The following is a 10,086-nucleotide window of genomic DNA, read 5'->3' on the forward strand; positions in this document are numbered from 1 at the left end:
AAGGCGATGAACGGAACAATCACAACGTGGTTTAAAGATAAAGGTTTTGGATTTATCAAAGATGAAAACGGTGATAATCGCTATTTTCATGTGATTAAGGTTGCCAACCCTGAGCTGATTAAGAAAGACGCGGCGGTGATTTTTGAACCCACCACCAATAACAAAGGCTTGTCCGCTTATGCTGTGAAAGTCATCCCGGAAAGCAAATACATCTATATCGAGGGCGAGCGCCTGAAGCTCACGTCGATCAAGTCTTATCTGGTTTACAGCGAAGAAGTGCCAGCCGATACCCGAATTGATAAAGAAAACGCGGTGCTGTCTGTGGGCGTGCTGATGAGTAGTATCAGACCCAAATCAGCCGCAAAGCCCGGTGAAATGCGCTCGCTGAGAAAACTGGCAATCACCACCTTCCAGGGAACGACGTTAATCTTCTCGGAAGATGAGATAGACATAGAGGCCACGGTGAAACTGCTCAAGTAATTCATCTGAATCCCGTGCCGGAATCCTGCGCCATTCATAAACAGAATTCCGGCTCGCGTGCGCCAGGTACAGACGCAAAAATTACGGGTATAATCACATACATTATTCAACGGTTTCAGAAACGAAGATGACAAAACTCACCTTACAAGAGCAGATGCTAAAAGCAGGATTAGTAACCAGTAAAAAAATGGCCAAAGTCCAGAGAACGGCTAAAAAATCACGAGTTCAGGCGCGTGAAGCAAGAGAGGCTGTGGAAGAAAATAAAAAAGCGCAACTTGAGCGTGATAAACAGCTAAGCGAGCAACAAAAACAAGCGGCTTTATCCAAAGAATATAAAGCGCAGGTGAAGCAACTTATTGAAATGAATAGAATCAGCATTTCAAAAGGCGATATTGGTTTTAACTTCACAGATAATAACTTAATTAAAAAAATAGATGTGGATAAGGCGACGCAAGCCCAGTTGATTAATGGCCGCCTCGCCATTGCGCGTTTGGTTGTTGATAACGGTGGGGAATGTGAATACGCGATTATCCCCGCAAGCGTAGCCGATAAAATTGCACAGCGAGATGCTAACAGTATCGTCCTAAATAGTGCGCTTAGTCAGGAAGAGCAGGACGAAGAAGATCCGTATGCTGATTTTAAAGTGCCTGATGATTTGATGTGGTAATCAACGTTTGTCGTTCAGCGTCCGGCGTGCCGGGCACTGAAAGAACAGAACGCCGATGACGGAAAGCAAAAAGCCCGCTAAAAAGCGGGCTTTTCTAAATCTGGCTCCTCTGACTGGACTCGAACCAGTGACATACGGATTAACAGTCCGCCGTTCTACCGACTGAACTACAGAGGAATCGTGTGAACGGGGCGCATATTAACGACGCCCACGAGCATTGTCAAAGCCTGAATGCACAAACACGTTCGTTTGCCGAAATATTCTTCATTTCGTTGGAGATTCAGGCTGAACGGGCAATTTTATGCGCTCAGGACGCGGGTATTTCCATAGCCAACGACCGCTGACCATACGCCAGTAAAACAGTGCGGCGCGCACCGCCCAGTCAAAGAACATCCCCAGCCAGACCCCGACAACGCCCCAGCCAAGCACGATCCCCAACGTGTAACCCGCAACCACACGGCAGCCCCACATCCCCAGCATCGAAACCCACATTGCAAAACGTGCGTCCCGCGCCCCTTTAAACCCTGAGGGCAACACCCAGGACGCAGACCAAATCGGCATAAACGCCGCGTTCAGCCAAATCAGAACCACGACAACATCTTTTACATCCTGATCGTGGGTATAAAACGAGGCCATCAGTCCCGCAAACGGCGCGCTTAACCATGCAATCGCGGTCAGTCCAATGGTAGATAGCCAGAACACATGACGAAGCTGAATCTCTGCCTGGGAAATCTGACCATTCCCCAGCCGTCGGCCAGTGATGATTGTCGATGCAGAACCCAGCGCGTTTCCGGGCAGGTTGATCAGCGCGGCAATTGAAAAAGCGATGAAGTTACCGGCAATAACGCTGGTCCCCATCCCCGCCACAAACATCTGCGTTAACAATTTCCCACCGTTGAACAAAACAGATTCGATGCTCGCAGGGATACCAATCCCCATCACTTCCCAGATAATGGTGAAGTTCAGCGGCTTAAAATAGCTCTTCAACGTAATGCGCAATGCCGGGTTAAAACCAATCATCAACACCCAGATGATGGCGACGGCTCCGATATAGCGAGAGATGGTCAGCCCGAGTCCCGCCCCGACAAAACCCAACCCCTGCCAGGAAAAAACGCCATAAATCAGGACGCTGCTGATCATGATGTTAAGAATATTCATGCCGCCATTGATCAACAGCGGAATTTTGGTATTTCCGGCTCCACGCAATGCACCACTGCCAATCAGGGCGATGGCCGCAGCGGGATAGCTGATCACCGTCAGTTCCAGGTATGTCAGCGCCAGAGCCTTCACCTCGGAAGACGCCTCCCCGGCCACGACATCAATAATCTGTTCGCCAAAATAGTGAATAACCGCCGCCAGCACGATGGCAAAAAGCGTCATGATCACCAGTGACTGTCTCGCGGCGGCCCTGGCGCGACGACGATCGCGTTTTCCCAGGCTAAACGCCACAACCACGGTCGTCCCCAGATCGATAGCAGCAAAAAACGCCATAATGACCATGTTGAAGCTATCGGCAAGCCCTACCCCGGCCATCGCCTCTTTACCCAACCAACTGACCAGAAAGGTGCTCAGCACCCCCATTAGCAGTACGCAGGTATTTTCCAGAAAGATAGGCACGGCAAGCGGGGTGATTTCACGCCAGAAAAGAACCTTATAACTCTTACGTTTGGCATACCAGGGCGTACGAGAGACGGCCTGGCGTAAGGCTGCGGAGACGTTCAAAGTGGACCTTAATGAAGAAAGTTGAAACCTCATTTCAAATAATGAGGGAGAATCCAAAAAGCTGCAAAGTTTTTTCCCTGTAAAATGTCTGCAATTGCAACAAACTGTTGAGAGAAGCAGCAATTGAACCGTCACCAGGGAAATGAGGTTTGACAAAAGATTTTTCGCCGCTAAGATAAGCCTCCACAACGATTCCTCTGTAGTTCAGTCGGTAGAACGGCGGACTGTTAATCCGTATGTCACTGGTTCGAGTCCAGTCAGAGGAGCCAGATTTTAGTCTCGAGATATCTCAGTGAGTCTTGAGGCGTTTTAAAAGCAGCAGTTAAATTGAACCGGTTGTCCTGATAAGGATTGCCGGTTTTTTTGACGCCTGTCGTTTTTGGACAACCCCACAGACCTCTCCTGCCCCCTTCCCACTTGTTCTCATTTGTCTACTTTTTTTCTTTATGAAATATGTTATGTTATAACATATCCATTATAATGTAATGCCAACCTATGAAACTTAAGCCTTCTTTGATAGCTCTCGCAGTAGCAGTAAATACTTCGCCTCTGGCCTATGCAGCAGATGAAACCATCGTCGTCACCGGCAGTGACGTATCCGACTATTCCGCCGAATCCGACTCGGCACGTCTTTCATCCGGCTCAGCCTCACGTCTCGGTCTGACCGATAAGCAAACGCCACGCCATACTGAAACCATCAGCGCCAGAACCATTACGGCTAAGGGAAAACGCACGCTCACCGAGGTTGTTGAGACCGCCCCGGGCATGTCCGGCACCAGCTCACCTACGCTCTCAAACAGCGTTTCACTGCGCGGCTTCTCCGGCGTTTCCTGGCTGCTAAACGGCGTGGCTGTACCCGGTAGCACCATTCAAATCGCCGACCCGGTTCATTATGAAAACGTGGACATCCTGTATGGCACAGGCTCCGTTTTAAATGGTCTGAGTTCTGCCGGTGGCAGCGTCAACCTGATATCACGTAGAGCAACCTTTGGTCGACAGCCAGTGGAAGCTGACTATAGCTGGTCAAGCTATAACAGCCATCGCGCCCACATCGGCGCGGGCGGTACGCTTGTTGAGGGTATAGCTGCTGGCCGCGTGGATGTAAGCGCATCAAATACCGGCACTCAGGTTGATAAAGAGCGCAGTCGCCCGAAGCGCGTCAGCGCACAGCTCCTGCTGACGCCGACCGATAACACACAGGTCACTTTTGACATCGATCGTAGCTTAACGGATATGCGCAATCCCTATTTCGGGACGCCTGTCATCAACGGTAAAGTTGATCGCGACTTGCGCCATGTAAACTACAACAACATTCAGGATGCGCATATCCGCAGCCAGGCTACCTCATTCCAGTCAACCCAGTCCTGGTATGCGACGCCTGATGTAACCTTTGATAACCAGTTCTACTATTACAAAGGATTCCGCGAATGGCAGAACGTTGAACGCTATTACCCGTCAAACAAAGCGGGCTATGTTACCCGTGATTCTTATGGCGATCTTGCTCATGATGACAAGCTGACGGGCAACCGTACTATGGTCACCTGGGATCACCCGATTGCATCATTCGCCAACCGCGTGACTGCGGGTGTCGATTTTTCAAAACGCGAATTCCAGTACTATTCTAACGGCTTCCCAGGGGGCGAAGAGGTTCTGCTGACCAACCCCGCCTCCAATGACTTTCGCACCGGTGCGGGTGGCAAGATGCGCTCACCTGTTCGTCACATCACTCAGAACCAGTATGCCTTGCTGCTGGAAGACAATCTGAATATCACTGATGCTGTCGCCCTGTTAAGCCAGTTGCGCTATACCAACCTGGACATGCACTGGAATTACCAGCAGGACAATAAAACCATCAATCGTAGCTATAGCTTTATGAGTGTTGGTATTGGGCCGAGCTGGGCCATTAACGAAAACTGGACGGTGTATGCCAACTATTCCACAGGTAAAGAGCCCGGCAGCGATATCTTCTTTATCAGCCCTGAACAAACGTCCCTGCCACTTACAGAAGTTCAGCAATATGAAGCCGGTGTAAAAGGGACATTCGACCACGGCGAAATGAAGCTGGCCGTTTACGATCTCCAGAAAAAAAATCTTTATCAGCAATCGGCTGTCCAGGCCGGTGTATGGAATGCGGTTGGCAAGCAGACTTCGCGCGGCATTGAGTTCAGCGGATTGATTAAACCGCTGGATAACGTCGCGCTGGCGGGTAATGTGGCTTATACCCATGCGCGCTTTGACAATTTCAAACAAGGTACGCAGGACCTTTCCGGCAATCAGCCGCGCTATATCCCGGAGTGGACGGCTAACCTTTCTGGCCGTTATATGCCGATTAGCAAACTGGGGCTGGGCGCGCAGCTCCACTATGTTGGCAGTAGCTATAACGATGATGCCAACAAAAACAAAATGGGCGATTACACGACTGTCGACCTGAACGCCGATTATGAAGTGATTAAGGACGTTACCGTAGGCACCCGCGTGCGTAACCTGACGGATCGCTTCTACACCTGGCAGCGTACTTATACAGGGCAGGAAATGATTGCGCCAGGTCGAACTTACGAAGCCTATGTCAACATGCGCTTCTGATGAAACGCCTGGCCTCCCTCGCATTGCTGGCGACCTTCGCCAGCGTTGCGCATCCCGTTACGTTGCAGAATTGCGGAAGATCCTGGACGTTTGAGCATGTACCACAGCGGGCAATCGTCTATATGCCGACCGCAATGGAAAACATGCTCGCATTACGTCTGGGAGATTCCGTGATCAGTGCTGTCGGTTATCGGCCAGATGAAGATACCGCGCCCTCCCCCTGGTACAAACCGCTAAAAGCACGTCTCGACAGTTCGCCCTGGTCGGGAGAGGCTTTGCTGAGTTCCCGGCCAGATTTTATCTATTCTGGCAGCTACTACTGGTTTAACAGCCCGGAGACCGCCGGTCGTGAAAGGATGGCTGAATGGGGAATTGGAAGCTGGCTCATTGAAGGGATGTGCAATGGCCTGCAAAGTGGCCCTCCTGCGCCTGTAACCTTCGACAGCATCTACGACGAGTTGCGTAATATTGCGCGCATATATGGCGTGGAGCCGCGCGCAGAGGCGCTTATCAATGAACTGAAGAAACAGGTCGCTGCTGACAGCCGCATAAAACTGCCACGCAGAACGCTCATGTGGTGGTATTCCGGCATGGCAACACCTTATGTGGCGGGCGGTTATGGCGCTTCTGAACTGTTAACCAAAACCATCGGCAGTAAAAACATCTTTGATAACAGTGCTGAACTGTGGCCCGCCATGAGCTGGGAGGTCATTGCCGAACGGGACCCTGACTACCTGATCCTGGGCGATCTGCAAAGAGGGGGAGATGGCGACAGCGCCCGGAGCAAAATCGATTTTCTTGAACGTAATCCCCTCACCGCAGGCATGAAGGCGGTTAAAGCAAAACGTTACATCATTTTACCTGGCTATGACATGGACGCATCTGCGCGTTCAGTTCTGGCCCTTCACCGACTAGTCACACAAATACACGCTAAGGAACAACATGACCTTTCCAGCCCGCGAATTACTGAAAAACTGGGACGAACAACAAAGCGCCTACATCGCTCACCGTGAAGAACGCTATAACGCCGCGCTGGATGTTCTGGCAATGCTATATGGCGAAGAATTCCATGTGGTGGATCTGGCCTGTGGTCCAGGCTCATTCAGCATGCGTCTTCTGAATCGCTTTCCGGCGATAAGAGTAACGGCTATTGACCTCGACCCGCTTCTGCTTACGCTGGCCAAAGAAGCCTTGTCTGAATACAGTGACCGTATTCAGTTCTTCAGCGGCGATATTGCAACAGCGGATTGCTTTGCCGCTATTACCGACAAACCACAGGCCGTTGTTTCCAGCACGGCCATCCACTGGCTGCTGCCGGAACAGCAGGTCGCGCTTTATCGCAACATCTTTAACCTGCTGGATGAACATGGCTTATTCATGAACGCCGATCATCAGCGATTTGATAGTTGCAATCCATGCCAGAAACGGATTGCCCAGCTTCATGACGAAGATACGCAGAAAAAAGCCTGGACAGCGGGAGTGCAGGACTGGGATAGCTGGTTTGCATCGGCCACCCGTCATCATGAGCTGGCTGATTTGATGGACGCGCGCACCGCTATCTTTAAAGACCGCCCGACACCGCTGCCCACCACGGTCGAATTCCAGCTCGCTGCTCTGCGCCAGGCGGGTTTTAGCGAAACGGGTACTCTCTGGCAATTCCTGGATGATTATGTGATCGCTGGCTGGAAATAATCATGCTGCGTTCTCCTGTTTTTCGCCTTTCCATGCTGTTTCCGGCCCTGATGCTGGCGTTTTGCATTGCCATTATGTATGGCCCGGTGACCTTTTCCATGAAGGACGTGGCAAATGCCATACTGGCAGGCTACTGGCATAGCGATACAGCGGGAACGCTTCATCAACGGATCGTATGGTCTCTGCGTATGCCGCGCACCCTGCTTGCTGCGCTGGCGGGTGCCGCATTAGCGCTGGCTGGAACGGTGCTCCAGTCGTTGACACGCAATCCTCTTGCCGACCCCTGGGTGTTGGGGATCTCATCCGGCGCAGGGTTTGGCGCGGTACTGGTCATTGCGCTTGGTCTCAGTGCGGGCTGGGCCGCTGTACCTGCCGGAGCGTTCTGCGGCGCGATGCTGGCTTTCGCACTGGTGCTTTTCATGGCGCGGAAATCGCTATCCGGCCAGTCCAGCCGTTTTATCCTGACCGGCGTCGCCGTGACACAGCTTCTCTCCGCCGCCACATCATTAACCACGCTCTGGAAAACGGATGCAGACACCACGCGAGGGGTGATGTTCTGGCTGCTGGGAAGCTTTGCACAGGCATCCTGGCTTCAGGTACTGCTTTGCGCACTGGTGCTGTTGCCGATATTTCTGCTCTGCTGGTGGCGGGCAATAGAGCTGGATGTGCTCACGTTTGGCAATGTGACGGCGGCGTCGCTTGGTGTGGACGTTGGCGCAATCAGGCTCGCCCTGTATTGTTTATTGACCTTATTGACTGCGGTCATTGTGGCATGTTGCGGAGCAATAGGTTTTATTGGGCTGACCGTGCCTCATATCGCCCGCATATTCATTGGTCATCGCCATCGTTCGCTGCTGCCGGCATCCATGCTGTGCGGCGCGACTTTTACCGTTCTGGCTGATACGCTTGCCCGAACGCTGTTTGCGCCCCGTGAATTACCCGTCGGCATCCTGACGGCGATGCTCGGGGTTCCGGTATTTCTGTTCCTGATTTCACGGACTTCCCGATAAAATACTGACGAAGGCGATCCCTGGCAGAAAGCCCGCTAAAAAGCGGGCTTTCTGCCATTTATCCGTGACGAGCGCCACCGGAAACGCTCAGATAAGCATTTCCGGCCTGAACAGCGCGCTCAGATTCATTGTCTTGCCCGACACCATGAACTCCCCCTTCCCTGTATAGTGAATCGTCTCAGGGTGTTCCGGTGATGTGGCCACATGCGCCTTCACGACCTCGAAAATGAAAAAATTGTAGCGTTCCACCAGCACATCATCATACAAACAGCACTCAAAATTCGCATAACATTGCTGGATCAGCGGGGCATCAACCTCATCGGCTTCCTGTGCCGTAAGATTAAATTCGGCAAACTTATCGATGTCAGCGCCGGACGTGTTGCCGATTCGCACGACCGTCTCGGCCAAATCCGTCAACGGAACGTTGATCACGCATTCCCGGCTATGACGGATCATCTCAAAACTGTGGTTGCCGCCCGAAATCATCAGCCCGACCAGCGAGGGAGAAAATTCCAGAACGGTATGCCAGCCCAGCGTCATGATATTGGTCTTCCCGTTCCATTTGGATGACACCAACACAACCGGGCCCGGTTCTAAATACCGGCGAACCTGACTGACCGGATAATCAACTTTAGTGATAGCTAAGCTCATAAGATGACTCCTGTTAAAGTGTTCAACAAAAACAGGCCACACTGCTGCGGCAATACCTGAGCAGTCCTCGCGCTACAGCATACTCTCTCTCGTCATATCGCAAAAAATTAACCATACTAATAAAATGGTTTTATGACCGTAATCAGGGTTCCGCGATTCACCTCTGGCAGGCATGACCGTCTGACCTACACTTTTAACAATAGAATTTCAGGCCAACCACAACAACTCAGTGCAGAGGACATTATGGTATCTCTACCTTTTACCCGCTCACTGCGGTTTACGACGGGCACCGAGCTGGAACTCCAGTTAATCGACAGAAACGATACCAGGCTGGTGGATAAAGCGGATATCGTGCTGGCCGATATGGCACACACTCAGCAAATAAAGCATGAGCTAACCAAGTCAATGATTGAACTGAACAGCTCTGTACACTCTTCGGTGTTTAAACTGCATGAAGAATTATCTTTATTAGCCTGTAACGTCAGGGAAGTCGCCAGAAAACACGGCTGCGATGTTACCGGCGGCGGCCGCCATTTAGATGGCGACTGGCGAGAACAGGTGATTAGCGATTTACAACGTCATCAAAATCTGGCCGTACGCTATGGCTACATCACCAAAATGGCCTGTGTATTTGGGCAGCATATTCATATTGGCGTTCAGGATGGCGATGACGCCATTTATCTGTGTCATGCGCTTATTCCCTACCTGCCCCATTTAGTTGCACTCAGCGCCTCTTCGCCGTGGCTGGATGGCGTGGATACCTCTTTTTCAAGTTCCCGCTTTACCGGGCAGAACGCCTTTCTGAACAGTGAACTGATTGAAAACATCTATAACTGGGACGAGTTCGTCGTATTTTATAACGAGATGGTCGATGTCGGGATCATTAAAAGTATCAAAGATATTTACTGGTACGTCAGGCCACAGCCTGCTCTGGGCACAATTGAAATCAGAATATGCGATATGCCGCTGACAATATTTCATGCCGCAATGCTCACAGGCTATAGCAAAATACTGGCTCAGTATCTGTTAGCCAACCGGACAAATATCGTCAAAAAACATCATGCTATTGAAAAATACAATATCTTTAACGCCCGGCGCGATGGCTTACAGGCCAGCTACGTCAACACGTTAACCAGACAGCGTCAGTCGCTGGCGGGTCAGATATTGCAGACCGTAGAGAACCTGTCATTACGCACCCACAGTGATGAGGATAAGTACGTTCTGCAATATATTGCCCGGTATGTCAAAAAGGGCATCAATGATTCAGACAGAATACGCAGT

Annotated in this window: 10 protein-coding genes and 2 tRNA genes; 8 read left to right on the forward strand and 4 right to left on the reverse strand. The window is 51.2% G+C overall.

Annotated features, from left to right (window positions below; all coding sequences use genetic code 11):
* Positions 1-6: 6 nt before the first annotated feature.
* Together OGV79_RS17645 and OGV79_RS17650 are read left to right on the forward strand one after the other, a co-directional pair.
* The gene (locus OGV79_RS17645) at positions 7-480 is read left to right on the forward strand and encodes a cold-shock protein (protein ID WP_286468751.1); all 474 of its coding nucleotides are present in this window, start codon (positions 7-9) and stop codon (positions 478-480) included.
* A gap of 127 nt (positions 481-607) precedes the next feature.
* Entirely contained in the window at positions 608-1,147 is a 540-nt protein-coding gene (locus tag OGV79_RS17650) for a DUF2058 domain-containing protein (protein ID WP_012131810.1), read from the forward strand.
* 101 nt (positions 1,148-1,248) lie between these two features.
* On the opposite strand, the gene OGV79_RS17655 is transcribed toward OGV79_RS17650, so the two are convergent.
* The 3 genes from OGV79_RS17655 to OGV79_RS21645 form a co-directional block, all read right to left on the reverse strand.
* Positions 1,249-1,324 (reverse strand) — tRNA-Asn (locus OGV79_RS17655).
* A gap of 87 nt (positions 1,325-1,411) precedes the next feature.
* Positions 1,412-2,902 (reverse strand): EmmdR/YeeO family multidrug/toxin efflux MATE transporter, encoded by a 1,491-nt coding sequence (locus tag OGV79_RS17660; RefSeq protein ID WP_286468752.1) that lies wholly within the window; start codon positions 2,900-2,902, stop codon positions 1,412-1,414.
* 1 nt (position 2,903) lies between these two features.
* Positions 2,904-3,056: a DUF5951 family protein gene (locus tag OGV79_RS21645; RefSeq protein ID WP_153258860.1), complete on the reverse strand. Its 153-nt coding sequence runs from the start codon at positions 3,054-3,056 to the stop codon at positions 2,904-2,906.
* Between the two features lie 6 nt (positions 3,057-3,062).
* Between OGV79_RS21645 and OGV79_RS17665 the strand changes: the two genes are divergently transcribed.
* From OGV79_RS17665 to OGV79_RS17685, 5 genes are all read left to right on the forward strand, one after another.
* Positions 3,063-3,138 (forward strand) — tRNA-Asn (locus OGV79_RS17665).
* 226 nt (positions 3,139-3,364) lie between these two features.
* Positions 3,365-5,452, forward strand: coding sequence for a TonB-dependent siderophore receptor (locus OGV79_RS17670; protein ID WP_286468753.1), 2,088 nt, complete (start codon positions 3,365-3,367; stop codon positions 5,450-5,452).
* Positions 5,452-6,465 (forward strand): ABC transporter substrate-binding protein, encoded by a 1,014-nt coding sequence (locus OGV79_RS17675; protein ID WP_286468754.1) that lies wholly within the window; start codon positions 5,452-5,454, stop codon positions 6,463-6,465. Before OGV79_RS17670 ends, OGV79_RS17675 begins: the two co-directional genes overlap by 1 nt.
* Positions 6,395-7,144, forward strand: a complete 750-nt coding sequence (locus OGV79_RS17680) for a class I SAM-dependent methyltransferase (RefSeq protein WP_071258840.1) — start codon at positions 6,395-6,397, stop codon at positions 7,142-7,144. The genes OGV79_RS17675 and OGV79_RS17680 overlap by 71 nt, the downstream gene beginning before the upstream one ends.
* A gap of 32 nt (positions 7,145-7,176) precedes the next feature.
* Complete coding sequence (locus OGV79_RS17685; RefSeq protein ID WP_172958466.1) at positions 7,177-8,154, forward strand: FecCD family ABC transporter permease; 978 nt, start codon at positions 7,177-7,179, stop codon at positions 8,152-8,154.
* 87 nt (positions 8,155-8,241) lie between these two features.
* Here OGV79_RS17685 and OGV79_RS17690 read toward each other — a convergent pair whose 3' ends face one another.
* Positions 8,242-8,805 (reverse strand): flavin reductase family protein, encoded by a 564-nt coding sequence (locus OGV79_RS17690; protein WP_012131804.1) that lies wholly within the window; start codon positions 8,803-8,805, stop codon positions 8,242-8,244.
* Positions 8,806-9,048: 243 nt separating this feature from the next.
* Here OGV79_RS17690 and OGV79_RS17695 point away from each other — a divergent pair.
* The coding region (locus OGV79_RS17695) for a YbdK family carboxylate-amine ligase (RefSeq protein WP_286468755.1) at positions 9,049-10,086 on the forward strand (1,038 nt) is incomplete at its 3' end.

Origin of the sequence: Citrobacter sp. CK185 (genome assembly GCF_030333565.1) — a bacterium.
GTDB lineage: Bacteria > Pseudomonadota > Gammaproteobacteria > Enterobacterales > Enterobacteriaceae > Citrobacter_B > Citrobacter_B koseri.